At 42.7% G+C, this 25,199-nt stretch carries 23 protein-coding genes and 1 tRNA gene; 11 read left to right on the plus strand and 13 right to left on the minus strand.

Annotation, left to right across the window (positions count from 1 at the left end; translation table 11 throughout):
- Positions 1-42: 42 nt before the first annotated feature.
- The gene (gatC, locus tag IHE35_RS03580) at positions 43-357 is read right to left on the minus strand and encodes an Asp-tRNA(Asn)/Glu-tRNA(Gln) amidotransferase subunit GatC (protein WP_005221175.1); all 315 of its coding nucleotides are present in this window, start codon (positions 355-357) and stop codon (positions 43-45) included.
- A gap of 133 nt (positions 358-490) precedes the next feature.
- On the opposite strand from gatC, the gene IHE35_RS03585 reads away from it, so the two are divergent.
- From IHE35_RS03585 to IHE35_RS03610, 6 genes are all read left to right on the plus strand, one after another.
- On the plus strand, positions 491-1,537 hold the full coding sequence (locus IHE35_RS03585; protein ID WP_004893381.1) for a rod shape-determining protein: 1,047 nt from the start codon (positions 491-493) through the stop codon (positions 1,535-1,537).
- A 16-nt stretch (positions 1,538-1,553) separates the two neighbouring features.
- Positions 1,554-2,411, plus strand: a complete 858-nt coding sequence (gene mreC, locus IHE35_RS03590; protein WP_242789340.1) for a rod shape-determining protein MreC — start codon at positions 1,554-1,556, stop codon at positions 2,409-2,411.
- The gene (gene mreD, locus IHE35_RS03595; protein ID WP_242789341.1) at positions 2,398-2,889 is read left to right on the plus strand and encodes a rod shape-determining protein MreD; all 492 of its coding nucleotides are present in this window, start codon (positions 2,398-2,400) and stop codon (positions 2,887-2,889) included. Before mreC ends, mreD begins: the two co-directional genes overlap by 14 nt.
- Complete coding sequence (locus tag IHE35_RS03600) at positions 2,877-3,443, plus strand: Maf-like protein (protein ID WP_242789342.1); 567 nt, start codon at positions 2,877-2,879, stop codon at positions 3,441-3,443. Before mreD ends, IHE35_RS03600 begins: the two co-directional genes overlap by 13 nt.
- A gap of 40 nt (positions 3,444-3,483) precedes the next feature.
- Positions 3,484-4,938 carry a ribonuclease G gene (gene rng, locus IHE35_RS03605; protein WP_242789343.1) on the plus strand — a complete coding sequence of 485 codons (1,455 nt, stop codon included), beginning with the start codon at positions 3,484-3,486 and terminating at the stop codon, positions 4,936-4,938.
- Positions 4,939-5,073: 135 nt separating this feature from the next.
- Complete coding sequence (locus IHE35_RS03610; protein WP_004810972.1) at positions 5,074-5,247, plus strand: PA1571 family protein; 174 nt, start codon at positions 5,074-5,076, stop codon at positions 5,245-5,247.
- Between the two features lie 157 nt (positions 5,248-5,404).
- On the opposite strand, the gene IHE35_RS03615 is transcribed toward IHE35_RS03610, so the two are convergent.
- Positions 5,405-6,787, minus strand: a complete 1,383-nt coding sequence (locus IHE35_RS03615; protein WP_242789344.1) for a wax ester/triacylglycerol synthase family O-acyltransferase — start codon at positions 6,785-6,787, stop codon at positions 5,405-5,407.
- Between the two features lie 478 nt (positions 6,788-7,265).
- The gene (locus IHE35_RS03620) at positions 7,266-8,000 is read right to left on the minus strand and encodes a phosphoadenylyl-sulfate reductase (RefSeq protein ID WP_242789345.1); all 735 of its coding nucleotides are present in this window, start codon (positions 7,998-8,000) and stop codon (positions 7,266-7,268) included.
- Positions 8,001-8,202: 202 nt separating this feature from the next.
- Here IHE35_RS03620 and thrH point away from each other — a divergent pair, with 202 nt between their 5' ends.
- The gene (thrH, locus tag IHE35_RS03625) at positions 8,203-8,820 is read left to right on the plus strand and encodes a bifunctional phosphoserine phosphatase/homoserine phosphotransferase ThrH (RefSeq protein WP_242789346.1); all 618 of its coding nucleotides are present in this window, start codon (positions 8,203-8,205) and stop codon (positions 8,818-8,820) included.
- 53 nt (positions 8,821-8,873) lie between these two features.
- On the opposite strand, the gene IHE35_RS03630 is transcribed toward thrH, so the two are convergent.
- Together IHE35_RS03630 and IHE35_RS03635 are read right to left on the minus strand one after the other, a co-directional pair.
- Entirely contained in the window at positions 8,874-10,388 is a 1,515-nt protein-coding gene (locus tag IHE35_RS03630; RefSeq protein WP_242789347.1) for an outer membrane protein transport protein, read from the minus strand.
- A 162-nt stretch (positions 10,389-10,550) separates the two neighbouring features.
- Positions 10,551-11,687, minus strand: coding sequence for a transporter (locus tag IHE35_RS03635; protein ID WP_242789348.1), 1,137 nt, complete (start codon positions 11,685-11,687; stop codon positions 10,551-10,553).
- A gap of 382 nt (positions 11,688-12,069) precedes the next feature.
- On the opposite strand from IHE35_RS03635, the gene IHE35_RS03640 reads away from it, so the two are divergent.
- Positions 12,070-13,032 carry an IS30 family transposase gene (locus IHE35_RS03640; protein ID WP_180182461.1) on the plus strand — a complete coding sequence of 321 codons (963 nt, stop codon included), beginning with the start codon at positions 12,070-12,072 and terminating at the stop codon, positions 13,030-13,032.
- Between the two features lie 55 nt (positions 13,033-13,087).
- Here the strand turns inward: IHE35_RS03640 and IHE35_RS03645 are convergent, their stop codons facing one another.
- The 3 genes from IHE35_RS03645 to IHE35_RS03655 all read right to left on the minus strand — a co-directional run bounded on the left by IHE35_RS03645 (position 13,088) and on the right by IHE35_RS03655 (position 16,239).
- Positions 13,088-14,377, minus strand: coding sequence for an outer membrane protein transport protein (locus tag IHE35_RS03645; protein WP_242789349.1), 1,290 nt, complete (start codon positions 14,375-14,377; stop codon positions 13,088-13,090).
- Positions 14,378-14,723: 346 nt separating this feature from the next.
- A tRNA-Arg gene (locus IHE35_RS03650) sits at positions 14,724-14,796 on the minus strand.
- Between the two features lie 90 nt (positions 14,797-14,886).
- A complete protein-coding gene (locus IHE35_RS03655; RefSeq protein ID WP_242789350.1) occupies positions 14,887-16,239 on the minus strand; it encodes an amino acid permease in 1,353 nt (450 codons plus the stop codon).
- Positions 16,240-16,571: 332 nt separating this feature from the next.
- On the opposite strand from IHE35_RS03655, the gene prpF reads away from it, so the two are divergent.
- Both prpF and IHE35_RS03665 read left to right on the plus strand, forming a co-directional pair.
- Positions 16,572-17,771: a 2-methylaconitate cis-trans isomerase PrpF gene (prpF, locus tag IHE35_RS03660; protein ID WP_242789351.1), complete on the plus strand. Its 1,200-nt coding sequence runs from the start codon at positions 16,572-16,574 to the stop codon at positions 17,769-17,771.
- A 246-nt stretch (positions 17,772-18,017) separates the two neighbouring features.
- Positions 18,018-18,926: a farnesyl diphosphate synthase gene (locus tag IHE35_RS03665; protein ID WP_242789352.1), complete on the plus strand. Its 909-nt coding sequence runs from the start codon at positions 18,018-18,020 to the stop codon at positions 18,924-18,926.
- A gap of 64 nt (positions 18,927-18,990) precedes the next feature.
- On the opposite strand, the gene putP is transcribed toward IHE35_RS03665, so the two are convergent.
- The 5 genes from putP to IHE35_RS03690 form a co-directional block, all read right to left on the minus strand.
- Positions 18,991-20,481, minus strand: a complete 1,491-nt coding sequence (gene putP, locus IHE35_RS03670; protein WP_242789353.1) for a sodium/proline symporter PutP — start codon at positions 20,479-20,481, stop codon at positions 18,991-18,993.
- 215 nt (positions 20,482-20,696) lie between these two features.
- Complete coding sequence (locus IHE35_RS03675; protein WP_242789354.1) at positions 20,697-21,551, minus strand: SPFH domain-containing protein; 855 nt, start codon at positions 21,549-21,551, stop codon at positions 20,697-20,699.
- A gap of 23 nt (positions 21,552-21,574) precedes the next feature.
- Positions 21,575-22,036, minus strand: a complete 462-nt coding sequence (locus IHE35_RS03680; protein ID WP_242789355.1) for an NfeD family protein — start codon at positions 22,034-22,036, stop codon at positions 21,575-21,577.
- Positions 22,037-22,135: 99 nt separating this feature from the next.
- Positions 22,136-23,053 carry a patatin-like phospholipase family protein gene (locus IHE35_RS03685; RefSeq protein ID WP_242789356.1) on the minus strand — a complete coding sequence of 306 codons (918 nt, stop codon included), beginning with the start codon at positions 23,051-23,053 and terminating at the stop codon, positions 22,136-22,138.
- A 62-nt stretch (positions 23,054-23,115) separates the two neighbouring features.
- Complete coding sequence (locus IHE35_RS03690; RefSeq protein ID WP_242789357.1) at positions 23,116-23,745, minus strand: 1-acyl-sn-glycerol-3-phosphate acyltransferase; 630 nt, start codon at positions 23,743-23,745, stop codon at positions 23,116-23,118.
- A gap of 133 nt (positions 23,746-23,878) precedes the next feature.
- Here IHE35_RS03690 and IHE35_RS03695 point away from each other — a divergent pair, with 133 nt between their 5' ends.
- A complete protein-coding gene (locus IHE35_RS03695; RefSeq protein WP_242789358.1) occupies positions 23,879-25,135 on the plus strand; it encodes an MFS transporter in 1,257 nt (418 codons plus the stop codon).
- Positions 25,136-25,199: the final 64 nt, after the last annotated feature.

A 25,199-nucleotide genomic window follows, 5' to 3' on the forward strand; every position in this document is an offset into this window, starting at 1 on the left:
TCTTTACGTTTAATTTAATAAAAAGATTGAACTGGGTAGTAATTACTCAATCACGCGAGGAACAAGGTACAAGCCGTCCTGTACCGCTGGCGCAACGGCTTGATATTCATCACGGTGATTACTTTCACTCACTACATCTTCACGTAATGGCTGAGGATGGTCGAAAGGGCTTTTTAATGGTTCAACACCGTCAGTATTGATACCTTTCAGCGTTTCCATCATGCCTAAAATTTTATTTAAACTTTGAGCATATTCAGCAGATTGCGTATCATTCAGAGATAACCGTGCAAGGTTCGCAATAGCTGAAACTGTTTCTGCATTTAAATCTGCAGAATGCTGTGCATCCGATGTAGACATAACATTACCTAATCAGTATTAAAAAAAAATCAAATTATCATGCGTTATGATAAGCGATTGACTTGTCCAAAGCATCACATTTAGTTAAAGTTGCCACCTTGCGTCCATATAAAGTTTAATTGAGAACGTCCCCGTGATTCTAAAACGACTAATAGGCTTGTTTTCGCCAGATCTAGCCATTGATTTAGGTACTGCAAATACACTTATTTATGCGCCAGGACGAGGCATTATATTAAATGAACCGACGGTTGTAGCAATCCGTCATAGTGGTTCACAAAAAATTGTTGCTGCCGTAGGTCTTGACGCGAAACAAATGCTTGGTCGTACCCCGGCAAATATTTCAGCAATCCGCCCGATGAAAGATGGCGTGATTGCAGACTTTGAAGTCACTGAAACCATGTTGAATCAGTTCATCGGCAAGGTTCACGAAAAACGTTTATTCCCGCCTGCACCGCGTGTTGTGGTGTGTGTTCCATGTAAATCTACCCTGGTTGAACGTCGTGCTATTCGTGAAGCCGTGTACAACGCTGGCGCGCGTGAAGTACGTCTGATTGAAGAACCGATGGCAGCGGCAATTGGCGCTGGCATGCCGGTAGAACAGGCATGTGGTTCGATGGTTGTGGACGTGGGCGGCGGTACAACAGAAATCGCGATCATCTCGCTGCAGGGCTGTGTCTATGCAGACTCATTACGTATTGGCGGTGATGTATTTGATGAACAGATCATTAACTACGTGCGTAAAGCACATGGTTGTGTGATTGGTGAAACGACTGCTGAAATTATTAAAAAAGAAGTCGGTATGGCGCTGCCTGATGAAGGTGCTAAACCGCTGGAAATCGAAGTTCGTGGCCGTAACCTGGCTGAAGGTGTGCCACGCGCAATTACGGTGACTTCTGACGAAGTGACTCAGGCAATTTCTGATCCATTGCAGTATATCGTTTCTGCTGTGAAATCGGCTCTGGAACAAACACCTCCTGAACTGTCTTCAGACATCGCTGAGCGCGGGATCGTGTTGACGGGTGGTGGTGCATTACTACGTAACCTGGACAAGCTTCTTGCCAAAGAAACTGGTCTTCCTGTTGTGGTTGCAGAAGATCCACTGTCATGTGTAACACGTGGTGGCGGTAAGGTTCTCGAATTTTTCGACAACCCAAATCATGACATGTTATTCGTAGGCTAAGAACAGGATACGGCGGGTGCAAACACATCTGTTTTCTCGACAACCGCCATCTTTTCGCTCATTCGTCATTGCGTTGGTGACCTGTCTGGTGGTGCTTTTCTTTGATTGGCGCATGCCGCATCTGGCTCAACCTGCAAGGGATGTGCTGAACGCGGCATATAATCCGATATATGCCGTGGCCAGTTATCCTGTATTGTCGCGAGAATGGCTGAATCAACAAACCAAGTCTGAAGCACAACTGCGTCGTGAAAATACGGCGATGCAGGCTGAGCTATTACAGGCGCAGGTACGCTTACAAAAAATTTCTGAACTGTCTGCTGAAAATACCCGTCTGCGCGGGCTGCTGGACACGCCTTTAATCATTGATGGACGTATGGAAATTGCAGAAGTGATTGGCACCGATCCCGATCCGTTGCGTCATATCATCGTGATTAACCGAGGTTCTAATAGCCACCTGCGGATAGGGCAGACTGTGCTGGATGACAAGGGGATTATGGGGCAGATCATTAGTGTCTATCCGCATAGTAGCCGTGTCATGCTGCTCTCAGATAAAGAACATTCCCTTTCAGTGCGTCTGGAACACACCGGCATGCGTGCCATCGTCTCGGGGACGGGTGATCTTGGGCGTCTGAAAATGGAATATGTCCCGACCAGTGCCAATATCAAGGTCGGTGAAAAAGTCTATAGCTCAGGTCTAGGACAGCATTTTCCGGCTGGTTATCTGGTCGGTACCGTCTCTAAAGTACAACGTCATAACTCAGGTGAATTTGCCCAGATTGATGTGATTCCGGCAGCACAGCTGGGTGGTGGTCATCATGTGGTGGTGCTGTTCTCTGATTCATTAGCGATGGAGCAGCCACATGTCGATCGCTAAAATGCAGTATAGAACCCATCGGGATCCATTGTTCCCGATCATTATTTCGGTGATTTTCGCCTCGGTTCTGGTGGTCTATCCTTTATCGTATTCGCTCTCTGGCTGGCGTCCGCAGTTTATGCTGATGATCATGCTGTTCTGGGTGTTATGTCAGCCGACCTGGTGCGGGATCTGGTTTGCGTTCAGTACCGGAATTTTGTTAGACCTGCTATTAGATGCACCTTTAGGTCTGAATGCGCTGAGTTTTATTATTATTGCCTTTATGGCACGCTTCCTGACCCGTGAACGCCGCATCCTGACTTTTAGCAATCTCTGGATTATTACGGCATTGGCACTTGTTGCCCATCTGATGCTCACCTTGTTTGCTCAGGTGATTAGCGGTGTACAGTTCTCTATTCCACGTCACTGGTTACCTATGCTGACTAGCATCATGGTATGGCCTGTTTTATATTATCTGCTTAGAAAATGGCGCATCTGATTCTGGCCTCCAGTTCACCTCGACGCCGTGAACTGTTGCAACAGTTGGGACTGGAGTTCGAGATTTACAGTCCCGACATTGATGAATCGGTACAGCCAAATGAATCGATTGCGGCTTATGTTGAGCGTTTGGCACGTGCCAAAGCCGATGCTGTGGCCGAGCTTTATCCTGATGCAATTATTATTGCTGCGGATACCAGTTTAGGGGTCGATGATGAGATTTTGGGCAAACCTGAATCCAAACAGCATGCTTTTGCAATGTGGGCTAAAATATCAGGTCGTAAACATGATGTATTTAGCGGTGTCTGCGTACGCACAAAAAATGAAAAATACAGTATAGTGGTACAGACACAGGTTGAATTTCAATCACTCACCACCCATGATATGGAAAGTTATTGGGCGACTGGTGAACCGGTAGGCAAGGCAGGCGGTTATGCCATTCAGGGCATTGCAGCACGTTATATCCCTGCGATTCAGGGAAGCTACTCCAACGTAGTCGGTTTGCCCCTATATGAAGCGGTACAGTTATTACAGATGGTTAAGGCACTAAATTAACTACTGAAAAAAGAATTCTTATAATGTTTTGAGTGTTGTTATGTCTGACGAGTTATTGATTAACTTCACACCGATGGAATGTCGTGTGGCGTTAATTGAAAACGGCACGGTGAACGAACTGTTCGTCGAGCGTACCGCGAAGCGCGGTCTGGTGGGGAATGTATATAAAGGCAAAGTGGTGCGTGTCCTGCCCGGGATGCAGGCTGCTTTTGTCGATATTGGTCTGTCACGTACTGCCTTTTTGCATATCAATGATATGGTCTGGCCGCGTCAGCAGCCGACGCCGAATGTGTTTGAATTGCTGCAACCCGGTCAGATCTTGACAGTGCAGGTGATGAAAGACATGCTCGGGACTAAAGGTGCACGTCTTTCGACTGATCTGTCTATTCCTTCACGCTACCTAGTTTTGATGCCTTATGGTAATCATATTGGCGTATCACAACGTATTGAATCTGAAGAAGAGCGCAACCGTTTACGTTCTATTATTGAGCGGATTCAGGCTGAACATAAACTGCCAGGTTCGGTCATTGTACGTACTGCTGCAGAAGGCATTGATGAAGCCGAAATTGCTCAGGACATGGCTTATCTAGCTAAACTCTGGGACTACATTCAGCGTAAACAAAAGAGTATTGCTGTTCCATCACTGATCTTTGAAGAGCTGCCGCTGCCGCAGCGTGTGATTCGTGACCTGGCCAATGAAAACACCGCTAAAATCTATGTTGATTCACGTGAAATCCACGGCAAACTGAAAGAGTTTGTTAAAGAATTTGTGCCAAGCATGAACGATCGTTTGCTGCATTATCCAGGCGAGCGTCCAATCTTTGACTTATATAATGTTGAAGATGATATCCAGAAGGCTTTACAGACCCGTGTGGCACTGAAATCTGGCGGCTATCTGATGATTGATCAGACTGAAGCCATGACTACGATTGATGTGAATACTGGTTCCTATGTCGGTGGTCGTTCACTGGAAGACACCGTATTCAAGACCAATATGGAAGCCACTGAGGTGATTGCACGTCAGTTACGGCTGCGTAATCTTGGCGGGATCATCATTATTGATTTCATTGATATGCAGGAAGCGCAGCACCGTGATGAGGTGATGAACCAGTTCGAAAAAATGCTGGAACGTGATCATGCCAAAACCAAGATTACTCAGGTATCTGAATTGGGTCTGGTTGAGATGACACGTAAGCGTACCCGTGAGTCTTTAGAACACCTGTTATGTGAGTCCTGCCCAACCTGTCAGGGGCGTGGATACGTTAAAACAGCAGAATCAGTGTGTTACGAAATATTCCGTGAAATTTTGCGTTATGCACGTGCTTATCAATCCCAAAGTGGATTCACTGTAGTTGCACATCCATCAGTCATTGATCGACTGCTTACCGCAGAAGCACCCGCTGTGGCGGATCTGGAACACTTTATTGATCGCGTGATTAAGTTCCAGGTTGAAAATTTATATACGCAAGAGCAATACGATATCATTCTCAGCTGAAATTGTAACAGAATATCGTAAAACCCTTGTTACAACTGGAATTTTACAAGCGCAGGTGAATTCTGAATACTAGACACATCCAGTAGCCAAAGCCAATCTCCCAATATTTTGGCTTAGCAAAAAATGAGGTGTGTCATGAGTATAAGTAAAGCAGTTATTAATAAGGGTCTAAAACACGTGCTTGAACCGAAAACTGTCCACGCGGGATACATTGTGGACGAACGCGGCAATGAAGTTCAGATTACTTCATCTATGATCCGTACGGTCTGCCATCAGCTATTAAAACAATGTCGTACTGTAAAAAGTTAAAATTTGAATATTGCTTGAATGATTTGAATAAAAAATAATCAAATAAAAAATAATGGGGCATCATATGCCCCTTTATTATTGCATGAAATTATTGGCAAAAATGTTCATACCTATTTTTGCATAGAAACTTAGTCTTGATTTTAGTCTTCATTGCAGTCTAACTTACTGCTGCGAGCTTTGGGGTTTTGCCACCATCGACAATCCGTTCAAAACGCTGGATTTCGTCCTCAAGATGAGTAAGCAGATTCTGCATTTTAGGCAGGGAATTACGGCAGGCGGTCAGACCCACTTCGAGTTTGTCTAAATAACTGGTCATGGTGATATTGAGTGCCTGACCATCGAGCACGATAGAGGCAGGGTAGAGAGCTTCCAGACGGGCTCCATTCCAGTACAGTGGCTCTTGTGGACCTGGAACATTGGAAATCACCAGATTAAATGCCTGGCGTTTTGGCATCAGACCTGATGCAATATTTAAACCTGCAGCGCCATAAACAAAAGCACTATAGTTCAGAATCTGATTGGCATTCATGCGCTTAAAACGTTCTTTGGCATTTAGTACGCTACGACGTACGATCTTGAGGCGTTCTAAAGGGTCTTCCTTATGCGTACCCAGATTCGCCAGAATCATGGTAATACGGTTTGATACATCAGAGTCATCGGAACGTACAGAAGCCGGCACCATGGCAATCAATGGCTTCTTCGGCAGAGCATCTTGGCTAATTAAATATTCACGTAAGGCACCGGAACAGATTGCCAGCACGATATCGTTAATGGTTACACCCAAGGCTTTAGAAATACGACGAAGACGCTCAAATTCAAAGGATTGCGCAGCAAATCGGCGTGATGCACTGACACGTTGATTTAGAATGGATGAAGGGGCCTGGAAACTGGAGACATAATCAGGATTACGTCCCATGTCTTTTAATACAGTTTGCGACAGCTCATAGATGACACGCGGAGTAGATTCCAGCTGTCCTTTCAGCGTAGATAAAACGCCTTTAATGCGGCTAACTTTTGGTGCTTTCAGGCGCTTGGCACGTGGTCCTTCTACACACCATGGTGGGACAATACTTTTTCCATGTGGATCATGAGACAGTGATTTCTCTACCAGACGCATACCCGCAATGCCATCGACCATGGCATGGTGGATTTTAAAATACATCGCGAAACGATTACCTTCTATTCCTTCAATGATATGACAGGTCCAGAGTGGTTTGGCACGGTCAATCAGAGCACTATGTTCCTGTGAAATATAGGTGAGTAATTCACGGATGCGACCCGGTTTTGGCAGGGCAATATGCCGGAAATGATGATCCAGATCGAACTGTTGATCTTCGTCCCAGAACAAGCCATTTAAATAATTATTGAAAGGTGGGATTGGAATAGATTTGGAAGTGCGGATATCACGCACCAATTCCTGAATAAAAGTTGCCGGTGCATTATGGGGAATCTGAAATAAAAAAAGACCACCTACATGCATAGGTTGCTGCCGTTTCTCTAAAGATAAAAAAATAAGATCAATTGGATGTAATGGACGCATAGCGTGGATTGCCTCACTGCACTCTATATGGCTGTTCTCTATCTGAAAAGCCTTGTTAGAATTATTGCTTTAGTAAAGAAAGTATAGCTGTTTTAACGTAGAAATGAACTGCTTAATCTTAATCTGTTAAGTTAAAAAGTAGTGATTGACAGGAAGATTTATACATTGCTAAGTTTTTGAAATGTGAAAATTTTAGTTTTTAAAGCTAGTGCTAAAAATAGATTTTTTCAGGTAGATAAGAGGGTAAGTGAATAATTATGAGTCATTAAAAATAAGGTATTGAGTTCAATTTCACATTTTTTTGCAAATAAATCTATTAAATAACATTTTATAAATTCTTTGATAATCCTCAGGATCTTTCCTGATGAATGGTAAAAGAGGAGACTTTAAATCTTGTCACCAAATGTAAGATTCGTAGTTAAAAAGGCTATCCTCATTCAGGATAGCCTTTTACAAATATACACAGTCTGATTTAATTTTACTTTTTCAGGTTGCCTGCATGTAAGCCACATTCTTTATGTGTTGCTTCTTCCCACCACCAGCGACCTTCACGTTCATGCTGGTTCGGTAATACGGGGCGAGTACATGGTTCACAGCCAATTGAAATAAATCCTTTCTCATGCAATGGGTTATATGGAATTTCCATCATACGGATATAACTCCATACATCGGCACTCGACCAGTTGGCCAGCGGATTGTATTTAATCAGCTGTTTACCGGGACCTGAAAAGCCTGGATCTGCCTGAACTACCGGAATTTCATTACGGGTACCTGGACTCTGATCTTTACGTTGACCCGTGATCCAGCCATCGAGCGTTGCAAGTTTTTTTCGTAATGGCTGTACCTTACGGATTCCACAACATTCCTGATGACCATCTTGATAGAAGCTGAACATCCCTTTACTGGTGGTCAAATTTTCAATGGCTTCACGTTCAGGGAAGCAGATTTCAATATCAATATTATAGTGTTTACGAACTTGCTCAATAAATTGATAAGTTTCAGAGTGCAAGCGGCCTGTATCCAGACTAAAGACACGGAAAGGTTTACCGAGATGGGAAGCCATATCAATAAGCACAACATCTTCTGCACCAGAAAATGAAATGGCAATTTCACCTGATTGATTCAGGGCCAGTGCCAAAATTTCACTTGGAGATTTATCAGCATATTCAGATGCGAGCGCATCCACAATATCAATAGTAGGAATAGTGGTCATGAGAATCCTGGCGAGATAGGCTTGGAATGACTCTGCCTATATTAATTAATTTCACATGTATTTTAATAGAAGAGAATTAGCAGGCTTATCATTAAAAAATAAATACTAATGAAAAAAATAGATTTAAAAAAAGAAAGGTGCAAAATGTGAATCTTCAGCTATGATATGGAAAATTTTTCGATGATAACTGAGGGGAATATTCATGGAAGTCGTATGTCTGGATCTTGAAGGTGTATTGGTTCCTGAAATTTGGATTAATTTTGCAAAGAAAACAGGTATTAAAGCGCTTGAAGCAACGACTCGTGATATTCCTGACTATGATGTGTTGATGACACAACGTCTGAATATTCTGAAAGAGCATGGCTTGGGTCTGAATGATATTCAGGAAGTAATTGCAGATATGGGACCATTTGAAGGTGCCAAAGAATTTGTAGAATGGGTAAGCACTCATTTCCAACTAATTATTCTGTCTGATACTTTCTATGAATTTGCTCACCCATTAATGAAGCAGTTAGGCTGGCCAACCATTTTCTGTCATAAACTTGAAACTGATGAAAAGGGCATGATTTCAGCGTATAAACTGCGTCAGCCTGATCAAAAGCGTAAAGCTGTGCAAGCATTACATGGTTTGAACTTCCGTGTAATTGCGGCAGGTGATTCATATAATGATACGACCATGCTGGGTGAAGCAGATGCTGGTTTCTTATTTGATGCGCCAGAAAATGTCATTGCTGAATTCCCGCAATTCCCACCGATTCATGGTTATGCAGCGTTGAAAGAAGCGATCCGTAAAGCATCGAATCGTGATATTCCTGCTTAAGGACTGTTTAAAATAAAAAAGGCATCTTTTGATGCCTTTTTTATGTTGAATCTTTAGAAGCGATGAGCCAGTTTTACACTCATCCCAATTGCTGTATTGTCTTTAAAATCCGCATCATAACGGGATGTGCCATACCAGCTCGCAGATTGAGATTTAGCATCTCCCATCCAGAAGTAACGTGCACCTGCTTGTACAAAAGTTTTTGGTGTAAAACTATATTGACCACCGAAACCTGCACTCCAGAAGCCATCTGATGGACCTAGTGTGGTTGTATATTCGCCTAGACCAGAATCCCAACCACCAATAATTGAAAGTGCTAATTTATCATTCAATTTTCGCGCAATGCCAAAAATCGCAGAAATCTGATCTTTCTTATAGGAAATCAAATTAAAGCCGTCAGGACCTTTATCTTGTCCGAGTGTAATTGCTTCAGACAAGATGCCTGCTTTATGTGGGCGTACACTGAAAGAACTCCAATCTACCCAGCGTAAATTTACGTAGGCAAGGGTATTCGCCATAATCCCCGATTGAAAATCTAAGTTAATCGATTGTGGGGTCGAAATCGTGGTTTTGCCTTCTGTATATTGATACTTGGTACCTAGAGCTGGAATTTTATCATTGACATGCCAGCCTGCATTGATCAAAGGTAAAGTGTCTGAAATCACTTCAGGCATTTTTTCTTTCACATTCATATCGTATTCAATTTTTGAACGATAAGTCAGTGATGCACGCAGTGCAATTTCAGGGATTTGATAAGCCGCACCGAGCACTAAACCGAATGCGCTTTCTGATGGGATTTCAGCCTCATAGCCTTTATAGTCAGTGCGTGGGTCAGTGCCGCTCGATGGGCGTGTGCCTGTTCCTTTTTCTTTAAACACGGTACACATCGTAGCCATAGTGGTTTCTGTATTACAGAGATAGCCACCGAGTGGACCATATGCCGTTCCACGTAATTTTAATTCACCACTGATGCTTTGGTACGCAAGACCGCCATAAACTGTAATTTGTTCTGTGGGATGATAACCTGCCAACAAAGTCAAATTATGTGTATTTACATCGACAGAGGTGCCACCATCTACACTGTGGAAAGTACCATAGTTCTCAGCCAATTTATAATGATTAGAACCCACAGGGAGCCCTGAACCTGTCACCGTATCATGGCGTTTATCACTTGTTTGATAACTTGATTTTGCACCAAAAGGTTGGTCATAGATTAGTCCAATTGATACTTTCTCATTCACTTGATATTTTAAGTTGAAGTTGGCAATTCCAAAGCGTTCAGCAATGTCACTAATAGAACTTCCTGCTAATTCGCCACCTAAATTTAGGCGGTCAGCACTTGGCATATTCCAGCCATTGCTATCAAAATCACGTCCTTCACCAGAAGCTGAGCTACGCATTTTTCCTGATAAATCTGCATCTAAAATCGAGTAGCTGAGATCAACATAATTGTCAGGTTGTAAAAAGCCACTTATGGATTGTGAAGAACGGTCGAGTGCAGCGGCATGGAGTAGTGTTGTAGGTAAAAAAGAGCTAAGAATGGCAATCGAAATTGGATTGAGTTTCATTGTATGTCCCTATTAAAAAATTTATATTTTTGATTTCTAAACTTTATTTATTTGAAATATTATGATAATTTTTATTGAAAGATATGCAAGATTTTTCTGATGACTGACTATTATTTTAGAATTAAAAAAGGATGCCTAAGCATCCTTTTTTATAGAAGATAATTAGAAACGGTAACCGATTTTCATACCATATGCCCAAGCATTGTTATCTTCAAATTCACCTACGTTTGATGTGCCAGTACGTGCAGTAGCATCACCTAGCCATAAGTGTTTTACACCACCTGCAATAAAGTAATTAGCAGCTGGGCTGTATTGAGCACCTACACCTAAACTCCAGTAACCTTCAGTTGGGCCAAGTGTTGTTACAGGGTTACCTGCACCTGAGTCCCAACCGATAGAAGTAGATGCAGACCATTTATCTGAGAATTTATGGCCAACGCCTACATTTGCAGACCATTGATCGTCTGAATAGTCAATAAGGTTATTGCCAGAAGCTGCATTTAAAAACTTTGGTGTGACCGCAAATTGATCCCAATGTGCCCAACGGATATTGGCAAAAGCTAAAGTGTTGGCTGCAACACCCGTTTGGAAATCAATGTTTACTGATTGCGGAGTTACAACTTCAGTGAGTGCATTTGGTCGTTGAATTGCGCCAAACCCAAAAGTTTCAGTTGTATCGAGTTCATGTTTGATTTCTGAACGATAGGTAACAGCCGCTTTTAATGCGATTTCAGGAATTTGATAAGCAAAACCAGCAAGCCAACCGTATGCTTCATCTTCTTTTAAATTAATGTCGTAACTGCCAAGTTTAGAAGTACCACCGTATGCAAGTCCACGTAAAGATACTGTGCCTTGTACAGTTTGCCAAACAGGACCCGCGTAGAAATTCCAGTTTTCTGTAGGTTGATAACCAATTAAGGCAGTTAAATTTTGGGTTTTAACTTCTACTGAAGTGCCTTCACCATTGCTACCGAATGAAAGTGTAGAAGCATCATATTGAGCATCTGCACCATAGGGTTGATCATAGATCAGACCTAATGAAATTTTATCTGTTGCTTGTACTTTTATTGCTGCATTGACAAAGTAGTAGTCTTCACCCATATCATCGATATTTTCATTGATGATTTTAGATTTACCTTTGACGTCAGGATCTAAAACAGAAATACCCGCTTCAGCATAATTACCTGGTTGCAAGAATGCCTGAATTGACTGTCCTGAGCGGTCTAAACCTGCTGCAAAAACTGCTGTAGCTGGAAGGGTTGCAAGTAAAATTGCAGTAGAAATTGGCTTAAGTTTCATGGTTCTTCCCTGAAATGTTGCATAAACATAATAAAAAGTTGTGGAAAAGTAACATAAAATTAAAAAGAGTAAATGCTCAGGTTCGATGAAGATTTGAACTGAGTAGTAATTAAAATAGAATCATTTAGAGTTTTTGTACTAAAAATACTAGGTTAAATATGTGAATTAAATAGTATTTTAGTTATGTGGATTGGCTAAAATGACAAATAAATTATCTAAAAACTAAGTGATGTTTAAATCGTCAAATAGTTTACAAGTGTATAAAAATAATATTTGAATTCGCAGATTCAAATACCAAGTGCGACATATTTGTAGTTAGTTGAAAAAGTTAGGTGTATTAAAATCATTAGACTTTTTTCAACTCGCAATTGGAAAGCACCCAATGAAGCAATACACCCAACTTTCTCAAGATGAAAGATACGAAATTTATGCTGCTTTGAAAAGCAAATCTTCAATCTCTACCCTTGCCAGGGAGCTTGGACGTTCTCGATCAACCCTTTATCGTGAGATCAAAAGAAATACTGGAAAACGTGGATATCGAGCTCAACAGGCAGAGAAATTTTCAAGTCAAAGACGATATCGATCCTCTTCACAAATGACAGATTTTGCTCTCGTTTATATTCGTTATCTGATTGGCTTAGATTGGTCTCCTGAGCAAATTTCAGGTGCTTTAACACAACGAGGTTGGCTTGATGTGCCTTCACATGAATGGATTTATCAGTATGTTTATCTAGATAAATCTAAAGGTGGTAAGCTCCACCTTCATTTAAGGCATCAAAAGAAATATCGTAAACGAGGTTATAAAAATACAGACCGTAGAGGCCAACTCGTTGATAGAACAAGTATTCACTGTCGCGATGAGGTCGTCGAGAAACGTCAACGCCTAGGTGATTTTGAAGGTGATACCGTGATAGGCAAGAATCACAAGGGGGCATTATTAACTCTGGTTGAGCGCAAAAGCTTGTATGTACATATCGTTCATTTGGGACAAACTAGAACCACAACTAAAACGATTTCGTGTGCTTTAGCATGTTTGCGCAGCAGTCATGCCTACAGTGTAACCTTTGATAATGGTAAGGAGTTCTCCGAGCACCGGCGGATAACGGAAGCAGGGATAGAGACGTACTTTGCAGATCCATACAAGTCGATTCAACGAGCCAGAAATGAAAATACCAATGGTCTGATCAGGCAATATCTGCCAAAATCATCTTCGTTTGATGAAGTGTCAAATGAACAAATAGAGCAGATAGAATTTGCTCTCAATCATCGCCCTAGAAAAACACTAGGCTGGTATACGCCTAGTGAAGTTATGGCTGGTTTTTATACTGTTGCACTTGCTGCTTGAATCCGCCATTATAAAAAAACCACCCGAAGGTGGTTTTTATCTAGAGATTCTAGATTTAGAAGCGGTAACCAATTTTTAAACCATAACCAATAGCATTATTGTCTTCAAAATCACCAACATCAGGGTTAGCTACAGTAAGTGCAGTGGCATCACCCAGCCAGAAGTATTTCACGCCACCAGCAATAAAGGTAGTTGGAGTAGGGCTATATTGAAGACCTAAGCCAACATTCCAATAGCCTTCCGTTGGTCCAAGTGTTGTCACTGGATTGCCAGCACCAGAATCCCAGCCTACTGAGACATTGCCAGCCCATTTTTCGCTAAATTTACGACCTACACCTGTAGTGACAGTCCATTGATCTTTATTATATTCGACTAAATTACCACCTTCTAGACTTGCTAAAGTGTTAGCCAAAGCTGGCTGACCAATTGCAGTTGCTTGATCTGCATAACCTGCTAAGCCATCTAAGGTATTACCGAAAGCATTTGGACGGATTTCAAAGCCATCCCAATTTACCCAGCGGACATTTAAGAAAGCTACGGTATCAGCCATAATGCCCGATTGAAGATCGAGGTTTACTGATTGCGGCGTAGTGACATTAGTTTTACCGTTTACGATTGCTGGTAGCGGTAAAATTTGAGTACCAACACCTGGAATAGTAACTGGTAAGCCAGCAGGTAAACCAGTTTCAGTAGTATCTAATTCATGTTCAATTTCAGAGCGATAAGTTAATGAAGCTTTAAGCGCAATATCAGGAATTTGGAAGGCTAAACCTGCGGCCCAGCCTAATTCACTATCCTTTTTCATATTTGCATCGTATCCACTTAATGCAGAGTAAGCAGCCCCTCGTAAGCTCACTTCACCTTTTGCTTCTTGATATACAGGACCTGCATAAAAATTCCAGTTCTCATTTGGTTGGAATCCAAGTAGCATTGTTAGATTTTGAGTATGGACTTCAGCTTCTGTGCCTTCGCCACCCGCTGAAAAAGCTGACCAAGCCCCACGTGCTTCATATTCTGCTTTAGCGCCAAATGGTTGATCATATAAAAGACCAAAAGAGAAGTTATCTGTCAGTTGTAATTTAAGAGCAGCTGTTGGGAAATAATAAGAACTTGCCATATCTCCACTAGATTGAGGAGCTGCACCTGGGATAGGACCAAGTCCATTTAATTGATTATTAGTACCAGAAACATCAGCATCTAAAACAGAAAACCCCGCTTCAAAGTAGTTACCTGGTTGCAAAAATGCTGCAATTGACTGGCCAGAACGATCCATAGCTGCAGCAAACGCGCCTGTCATTGGTAACGTTGCTAAAATCATTGCTGTACTAAGCGTTTTTAATTTCATTCTTCATCTTCCCTTGAGGTACAAATTGGGGTTTTAAAACATTTATTCGGTATGAGCTTGGTATTGTTTTTGGAGTCATTCCTATGCCTTCAATGGCTGATTTGTTACTCCATGTGACAAAAATAACACAATATAAAAAAGAGTAAATGCTCTAGTTTGAATGAGTAGTTCAAAAAAACATCAAATTAGAGTAAAAATACTAATTGAAAAGTAATGTAAGGATATAAGCTTTTGAAATTTAAAAATTTAATTAAAGATAGGGAAATAGTAAAAAAATGAAAAAAATATAAATATATTGAATTATTGCTTAAATTTTTTGTTAATTAGTTCACATATTTGAAATATGTGCGCCCTGCGGGACTCGAACCCACGTCGGTCGCTTAGGAGGCAACTGCTCTATCCAGTTAAGCTAAGGGCGCAAAACGATCCCTAATCTACTCCAAAAAAGACGAAAAAAAAAGTTATTGCCGAAGCAATAACTTTAAAAAATAGTCAATTAAAACGTTTTATCAATTCTTGGTCTGGAGCAGTTTAAACAGGATAAACATGATCACCACCCAAATCGGCAGCATGTATACTGATTCCTGGAAGCCCTGAGTCCACATAATGTAAAGAATAGTCGCAATAAAGCCCAATACAAGTACGTTACTTGCTGGAGACCAAAGTGCTGGAAATTTGGTTTTTTCCCCAACTTTTTTAATTGCCTGAATAAACTTGAAATGTGTCATCGAAATCATTGCCCAGTTCAATACCAATGCCCCGACCACGATATAAATCAGATGGCTCAGCGCATCTTCAGGAACGAAGTAGTTCAATAATACACAGCCAAAAATCAGCAGGGCAGAGAATAGCACGGCAGGAATAGGAACCCCTTGCTTATTCACCTTATTAAAGATTTTGGGTGCATTACCTTGCTGTGCCAGACCGTAAAGCATACGGCTATTCGCATACATACCACTGTTATATACAGACAGTGCAGCAGTTAGAATAATAAAGTTTAATAGGTGGGCTGCCCAGTCAATACCGAGCTGACTGAAGATCATTACGAATGGACTTTTATCCAGACCGCCGAGTTCCAACTGATTCCAAGGCACTAATGATAACAAGATGGTCAACGCACCGACATAGAAAATCAGAATACGGAAAACAACCTGGTTAATCGCTTTAGGAATAGTCTTTTCCGGATTCTCCGCTTCTGCTGCTGCCATACCAATCAGTTCAATCCCGCCAAAGGCGAACATGAGGAAGGCCAGCATGAAGAATAAACCTTCAAAGCCATTCGGGAAGAAGCCACCTGCAGTCCATAAATTGCTAAAAGATGCGGTAGATGAAGCATCTGCAGTCAGGATCAGGTATAAACCAAAGACAATCATCGAGATGACCGCAGTCACTTTAATGATTGAAAGCCAGAACTCTGATTCACCGTAGAATTTCACATTGCCGAGGTTGACCAGGGTAATCACAATGAAGAAAAACAGCACCGATGCCCAGGCAGGAATATGTGGCCACCAGTAGTTAATATATTTTGCGACAGCGGTAAGCTCGGTCATTGCGACCAGGATATACAGGATCCAGTAGTTCCAGCCCGCGAGGAAACCAGGGAATTTACCCCAATATTTATAAGCAAAATGGCTGAAAGAACCTGCAACAGGTTCATGAACAATCATTTCACCCAATTGACGCATAATAAGGAAAGCAATTAAGCCACCAATGGCATAGCCCAGAATAATCGAAGGACCAGCGGATTGGATCACCTGTGCGGAACCTAAGAATAAGCCTGTGCCAATTGCACCGCCCATGGCGATCAACTGAATATGACGGTTCTTTAAGCCACGCTGAAGTTGTGAAGACTCGTTATTCAAAGTATTCAGCCCGACAATGTAAAAATAAGTTGAAAGATTGTAATTGATCAGTCAAAAGAAGCCTAGTAGAAGCCTTGAATGAAAAATTATTATCAGATTAATAAAAAATTATTATAAAAATAAATTAAATAAAAGATAAATGAATCAATATATTAATTTTATTGAATCTGATATTCCTCATCGAATACTAAAAAGACAGCGGTTGTATATGTTGTTTTTTTATACAAAGGTCTTGCAGTCAATTTATCACGATATAAATATACTATACTCAAATTCAACCTCAGTTACATTGCATTTACAAAATAAAGATCAGACAAAGGAAGATAATAACGATGAGTTTTGCCCCGCAAATCAAGATTCCAGCTACCTATATGCGTGGCGGTACCAGTAAAGGTGTATTTTTCAAGCTGGAAGATCTTCCACCTGCAGCACAACAGCCGGGCAAAATCAGAGACCAGTTACTCTTACGTGTGATTGGTAGCCCAGATCCTTATGGCAAGCAGATTGATGGGATGGGAGGAGCCAGTTCAAGTACCAGCAAAACGGTAATCCTGTCTAAAAGCCAGCGGCCTGATCATGACGTAGATTATCTGTTTGGACAGGTCGCAATTGACCGGCCTTTTGTCGACTGGAGTGGTAACTGCGGCAATCTCACGGCAGGTGTAGGTTCATTTGCAATTAGTAATGGTCTTGTAGATGCCTCTCGTATTCCGGAAAATGGTATCTGCACAGTCAGGATCTGGCAGGTAAATATCCAGAAAACCATTATTGCTCATGTCCCGATCGTAAATGGACAGGTACAGGAACTGGGTGACTTTGAGCTGGATGGCGTTACCTTCCCAGCGGCTGAAGTTCAGATCGAGTTTCTGGATCCTGCCGATGATGATGCCGAGGGTGGAACCATGTTCCCGACAGGTCATTTGGTCGATCAGCTGGTTGTTCCAGAATACGGCACTTTCGAAGCAACTTTGATCAATGCGGGTATTCCGACAATTTTCCTGAAAGCTGAAGACCTGGGTTATCAAGGTACTGAATTACAGGAAGATATTAATAGTGATCCGGACGCACTGGCTAAATTTGAAACCATTCGTGCTTATGGTGCATTAAAAATGGGGCTGATTTCAGATATTACTGAAGCAGCTCAACGTCAGCATACGCCGAAAATTGCTTTTGTATCTCAACCTAAAGCCTATGTATCTTCAGGTGGTAAAGCGATCACCGAATTAGATACCGATGTGCTGGTACGTGCCTTATCAATGGGCAAGCTACATCATGCCATGATGGGAACTGTTGCGGTTTCGATTGGCACTGCAGCTGCGATTCCAGGAACATTGGTAAATCTGGCCGCAGGTGGCGGGGAGCGTGAAGCGGTGCGTTTTGGTCATCCATCAGGGACTTTACGCGTGGGTGCGCAAGCTACTCAGGAAAATGGTGAATGGAAAGTGAAGAAAGCTATCATGAGCCGTAGTGCACGTGTACTGATGGAAGGCTGGGTACGTGTGCCTGCGGATGTACTCATAGAGCAAAACTGATGTCTTGAGCATTATCTCTATAAAAAACCATTGTCCGCACAATGGTTTTTTATATTCAGGTCAGCACATTTAACTTTCCAAGCAGCATCTTCTTATTAAAAATGATCTGGTCACTGGATAGAGCAGAATGAATAGATGATTTCAAGCTGATAATTCAGGATATTTAGAGGTACAATGCGGGAATAAAGCGGCAAGTTCCTTATTCTTGTCATCGAAAATATATTGAACAACCGATCTGAGGCGAATGTGTCATCTACAACTGAGCTGTCAACCCATGCATTGACTCAAGCACAACATCGTATTCAACAGGACCTATTGACAGCATTAGATGCTTTTGCCATTCCTGAGCCGCTGAAATCAGCCGTACACCATGCAGTGATGCTGGGTGGAAAACGTGTACGTCCAGCCTTGTGTTATGCCACAGCCGCGCTTAAACCGAATCAAAATACTGCTGCTGTGCGTCGTGCTGCAGTCGCAATTGAGTTCATTCACTGCTATTCACTAGCGCATGATGACTTGCCATGTATGGACAATGACCTGTTGCGCCGTGGCCAGCCGACCTGTCATGCTGCCTTTGGTGAAGATACCGCATTGCTTGCTGGCGATATTTTGCAATCCATGGCATTTGAAATTTTAGGCAGTCGCCTGTTCGATCAGGGACCCGCAGTTGAATCCGCGATTGTACTCAAACAGATGCAGATTCTGGCAACAGCATCTTCCAAGATGGTCAATGGTCAGGTTTTAGACCTGCAGTCTGAAGGGAAACGCATTGATCAGGAAGCATTAGAAACCATTCATCGTAATAAGACCGGTGCACTGATTTCAGCAGCAATCATGATGGCAGCGGTGACTATTTTTGAAGGGACGGATCTGGCGATTCCGAAACTGCGTGAATTTGGTCAGGCGATTGGTCTGGCTTTCCAGGTGCAGGATGACATCCTGGATATCATTTCTGATACCGAAGTACTAGGAAAAACGGCAGGGAAGGATGAACAGGTAGAGAAATCGACTTATCCTGCGCTTATGGGACTTAAGCAGGCAAAACAGTATGCTGAGCAGTTGCATGATCAAGCCCTTAATGCTTTGGCTCATTTCGAAGGTCAGGCTGAAGAATTGACTCAGATTACACAGTTCTTGTTGCATCGCAAAAGTTAATTTTTATAGTGATGCAGCGCATAAAAAAGAGGACATTTAGTCCTCTTTTTTATTTTAGCTCATTTTATTTACTTTCATTGTACAGACGTTCTGCTTGTTCAAAACGATCGGTAATTTCTGCTGTTGGCGCTTTGCCCATCAAGCTCACCACAATAATAGTCATCATTGAACAGATGAAGCCCGGTATGATTTCATACAGGCCAGTCGCAGCAAACAGGTTCTTCCATAGGATCACTACTGTAGCCCCTACGATCATCCCTGCTAAAGCGCCATTCAAGGTCATACGTTTCCAGAACAGAGACAGGATAATCAGTGGACCAAATGCAGCACCAAAGCCCGCCCAAGCATAAGCAACCAGACCAAGCACTTTAGATTCCGGATTACCCGCCATCCAGATCGCAAGCAGGGCAATCAATAGCACCATCAAACGACCGATCCAGACCAATTCTTTTTGAGAGGCATTTTTACGCAGGAAAGACTTATAGAAGTCTTCAGTCAAAGTACTCGAACACACCAGTAGCTGACAGCTAAGCGTACTCATTACCGCAGCCAGAATTGCAGCCAGAACCACACCGGCAATCCATGGATTGAACAGAATTTTAGTCAGCTCCATAAATACGGTTTCAGGGTTGGCATTGACCACACTTGCCAGTTCTGGATGTGCCTGGAAGTAAGCAATACCAAAGAAACCGGCTGCAACCGCACCGCCCAGACACAGTGTCATCCATGTCATGCCAATACGACGTGCATTCGGAATAGATTTCACCGAATCTGCTGCCATGAAACGCACCAGAATATGCGGTTGACCAAAATAACCCAGACCCCAAGCCAGTAAGGAAATAATCGCAACAAAGCTTAGATCACCCATGACATTCATGGCTTGTGGACGAGCCGCTTCAAGTGCCAAAGTGATTTGTGACATATCGGAGAAAGATAAAATAGCCACAATTGGTGTCAGCAACAAAGCAAAGATCATCAGACCCGCCTGAATCGTATCAGTCCAGCTGACCGCCAGGAAGCCACCAATAAATACATAACTGATGGTAGCAATTGCGCTGATCCACAGGGCAGTGCTATATGGTAGTTCAAACATGCTTTCGAACAGACGCGCACCTGCAACCATGCCGGAAGCACAGTAGATTGCGAAGAAGATCAGGATCACGAATGCAGAAACCACACGCAGAACTTTCTTCTGGTCGTTAAAGCGGTTCGAGAAATAGTCTGGCAGGGTCAGGGCATTGTGCTGCACTTCAGTATGCACACGTAAGCGTCCGGCGACCAAAAGCCAGTTCAGCCAGGCACCGATAATCAGACCGATCGCAATCCACATTTCAGACAGACCTGAAAGATAAATTGCACCGGGCAGACCCATCAGCAGCCAACCACTCATATCGGAAGCACCAGCAGAAAGTGCAGTGACAAAACTACCTAAACGTCGGCCCCCTAAGATGTAGTCGGAAAAGTTTGTTGTCGCGCGATAAGCCATCAGGCCAATCACAACCATGGCGACAATATAAAAGAGGAAGGTTATTAAAGTTGGATTTAGGGAGCTCATACGGTATCCATTTTTAAGTTGGACAGTAGATCGAAATAAGGATTATGGCAAATGTTGTGGTCTTTAATCCGAAAGCCATGCAACATTAAATCCGGAAGATTTCAAAAATAAACGCGAAATTTAACCATAATTTCACAATCTTTGCTGAGATTTTCTTGATTTAAATAAAAATAGGCAGTCATTCGACTGCCTATTTGATTCGTATTTCTTAATAATTAATTGTTGCGACCCATGACGCCACGAATGGTATTCATAATATCCGCTGGCAAGACTACAGTCTTGGCATTTGGGGATTTCGCCATATCCTGCATGGCTTTCACATATTGCTCGCCAAGTAAGTAGGCTACTGGAATTTCTCTGTCACCAATCGCCTGAGTCACCATATCAATCGCGCGCTGTGAAGATTCAGCCAAAACCACTTGTGCTTCTGCATCACGACGTGAGGCTTCAAGACGACCATCTGCTTCCAGAATCGCAGCCTGTTTTTCACCATCGGCTTTGGTCACTGTGGCACGACGTTGACGTTCCGCAGCAGCCTGTTCTTCCATTGCTGCCTGCATGGTATGTGATGGCTTGATGTCCTGAATTTCAACCGTTTTCAGGGTAATCCCCCAATCCGAAATATCATCTGAAATACTGGCTTTCAAACGTGCCTTAATGTGATCACGAGATGACAACGCATCATCCAGGTCCATTTCACCAACAATCGAACGCAATGACGTCTGAACCAGGTTTTGAATCGCCCATGAATAGTTTTCAATCCCGTACACGGCTTTTTCAGGTGTAGTCAGGTTAATATAAGCTACGGCATTCATCAGTAAGACTGCGTTATCGCGAGTAATTACTTCCTGAGAAGGAATATCCAGCACGATATCTTTGGTCGTCACTTTATAAGCAACTTCGTCGATATAAGGGATCACGAAGTTCAGGCCAGGATTCAAGGTAGAATGGTATTTGCCCAGACGCTGTACAATCCATTTGTAACCTTGAGGAACAATTCGTACACCTTTGAAAATGGTGACAGCTACAAAGGCCAGCAGGGCCAATACAATAATAGAACTTACACTCATGTCTTTTTCACCTTTTCCTTTGCTTAATTATTGCTATGCGGTTGTATCACCAGGTCATTGCCGAGAATATCGACCACACGAACCCGGTCGCCGACTTGTACCGGACTTAAGGAACGGCAGTCCCATTCATCAGAACCGAGGACAGGCAGCGGAAAGCGGACTTTGACCTGACCATGATCCAGATTGGTTTGAATCACCATACCCACCTGGCCAATAGTCGCTTCACGTGATAGCCCAGCTTTGGTCTTGTCCGTAGAAAGTGGCTTAATAAATTTGAACCAGGCTAGGGTACATAGTACAGAAAGAATGATCCAGGTCAGCAGCTGCGTGGTCAGTCCCATCATCGGGAACATCCAGTACAGAATACCCACCATAATGGCCCCAATACCAAACCAGAGCGCAGCAAATGCCGGTAAAATTAACTCTGACAGAATGAGGAGGATGCCAAGTACAAACCAGTGCCAGGGTTCAAGAACAAATTGCATAAATTGACCTATGTAATTCAAAATTAAATATTCATCATGATTTTTATCTTTACTTCAATGTAGCAGATGCAGCAGCGGATGAATACCTGCCATCCCGATTTAGAACTTGGCCTTGCGTGGTGGTTGTAAAGCGGCTGGTGACTTGCTGAAATCGCTGATGGCCTTTTCAATAGCACGGATTTTCAACTGGGCTGCCTTTTCACCTTCCAGAATAGTTTCATTACTGGATTTCAGATCCAGTGTGCCAATATGTCCGACCTTCGGCTGAATGACAACATTGGCCTGAGCCAGTTCTTCATTAATACTTTGCTGACCCATGATATTAATAGTCTGATCGAGCAGGCCAAACATGTTCATGGCTTTGTTGGCATCCGGGCGTGCCGAGATATCAACCGCAATGACAATATCAGCGCCCATATCTTTGGCTGTTTTCACTGGAATCGGACTGACTAGTCCACCATCGACGTATTTAGTACCGCCAATGACCGCTGGCACAAAGACATTCGGAATACTGCAAGAGGCACGCACAGCCTGGCCGGCATTGCCTTTAATAAAGTCAGCCTTACGGCCATTATCTAAGCGCGTAGCAACCGCAGCAAAACGGATCGGGAACTGTTCAATGGGTTTATTGGCCACGTTCTTATTGACATAATCCTGTAGCTTTTGACCGGCGATAATGCCCTGACGGTTTAAGGTCAGATCACGAATATCCGCTTCCTTAAAATTAAGCGCAATCTGCTGTAACTGATATGGGGTTTTACCACTGGCATACAGGCTGCCGACAAAACTGCCGGCACTGGTTCCGGTGACGATTTTAGGTTTAATCCCATGTGATTCCAGGACTTTAATCACCCCTATATGGGCAAAGCCTTTCGCTCCGCCACCACCCAAGGCAAGAGCAACTACGGGTTCACGGGCTTTTAGCGTCGGGGTCACAACAGGTTTCGATGGGCTTCTGTCACAGGCTGCAAGGCTTAGGCCCAAACAACCAATCATTGCATAACGAATTAATTTCATTCTAAAAATTGAGGGTTAAATAAGCAAATTATGGTTATCAGAGCAAAAAAAAGACATTTTGCCTAGCGTTTTTTCACCAGTTTTTGTAAAGGCTTGGCAATCCAGTGCGGATTTTTCGCCGAGATTTTGCCTTCATAATGAGCATAGATTTGCTCCAGATCATATTCATAGTCACCGGTTAAATAGTACACACCCAGGATATGAATGGTTTTAATGTCATAGTCAAAGGAAAACATCACAATCGGCAGATTGGCAGCTTTGGCAATATGATAAAAACCACTACGGATTTTTTCCGGTGCTTTACGTGAACCTTCAGGTGCCATACCTACCCAGATCCGGTCTGTCTGATTAATGACATCAACAATTTGCCGGGTATGTCCTTGAGGGGTGTCGCGTACGACAGGAACCACACCAATCCATTCCAGAATCGGTTTCAGTGGTGTACGAAACAGACTGTCCTTGCCAAAAATCGTGATCTGAATGCCGAGACCGAGCAGGGCATTGAAGCCCAGCCAGGCATCAATATTGGAGGTATGCGGAGAAATGATGGCAACTGCTTTTGGAAGATTTGGAAATTCACCTTCCATTTTCCAGCCTTGAGCAAGAAAAAGCTTTTTATAAAATGTCCGGCTGAATTTACTGCCACGCCCAGGGACTAAAGCAGGCAGGTCAGGAAAGGAAGTATTTGCCATCTTATAAGACTCTTGAATTACGACAATATTCTTTGTTTTTTATTATATTATTCCTTCGTGGTAATTTTTTCACTGGCAAAATATCCATGCCAGATAATGTTTTCTGGAATGTTTGATCAGCCAAGGACTTTTAATGCCGGCCATGCGCAACCTCTATGTTTTGCTATTTTCCTTATACTGGGCGCAAGGTTTACCGGTAGGGTTTATGACGCATGCACTTCCAGTAATTTTGCGTGCTCAAGGTGTATCTTTGACGCATATTGGTGGATTTGGCCTGCTGATGCTGCCTTGGTCAATCAAAGTTTTTTGGGCACCTCTAGTCGATCGTTATGGTTCTACAAAAGGCCATTATCGTAGCTGGATTATTCCCGCACAGTTATTGTCTGTCATCGTACTCATCATCCTGTCCTTTATACCAATTGATGCATTAAATCAGCCAGTTTATCTGCTGGCTTTTTTTGTGGCGCTGTTATTTATGAATGGTATTGGGGCGACACAGGATATTGCTACGGATGGACTCGCGGTCAATATTCTGAAAAATGACCAGCAACACTGGGGTAATACCTTTCAGGTGATGGGTTCACGTTTGGGTTTTATTGTCGGTGGCGGTGCCATCCTATGGCTCTTGGATGTCCTGCAATGGCAAACGACGTTCCTGATTTTAGCAGCTCTTGTCTTTCTGAATACTTTACCCATACTTTTATTTAAAGAGCCACAACATGAAAACCTGAACGCGATTGCCAAAGCCCAGCAAAATAAATTTCAGTTAAAAAGCTATTTTCAATATTTTCTCCAACAATCTACTTTACGCTGGTGGCTAGCGATTCTGGTGACTTTTAAAATTGCGGATGGCCTGTCTGGACCTTTATTAAAACCGCTAATGGTCGATATGGGGTTGAGTTTTAGCCAGATCGGGATTTACGTGACTATGCTCGGTGCATTTGCGGCACTGATTGGTGCAGGACTTGCGGGCTGGTGCCTGAAAATATTTTCCCGTGCCCGAACTTTGATGGCTTTCTCAATTATCAAAATTATCACCCTAATGGCGTATGCCTGGCTGGCAATGCAATACGAAGCCAAACAGTCAGTTACACCCATGGTGATTTACTTGATTAATGCGGCTGAAGATATGATTTCTGCCATGTTACTGGTAGTGATGCTGACTTTAGTTATGCAATACAGCCGTAAACATCTGGCGGGAACGGACTTTACGTTTCAAGTAGCGATCATGGCGACGGTAAGTGGCGGGCTTTATAGCATAAGTGGAATATTAGGGGATAGATTGGGTTATCAGGATTATCTGTATGGCATCGTTTTTACTGCAATATTGTGCTTAATCCCGATAAGCGGTTGGGTAAAACAACGTGAAATTGATAGAAAATCGCGCTGAATCAAATGTTTGGTTGAATATTAGCCTAAAGTACTAAAAAGAATATATAAATACATTTTTAATA

It is taken from the genome of Acinetobacter sp. ASP199 (assembly GCF_022700675.1).
Classification (GTDB): domain Bacteria; phylum Pseudomonadota; class Gammaproteobacteria; order Pseudomonadales; family Moraxellaceae; genus Acinetobacter.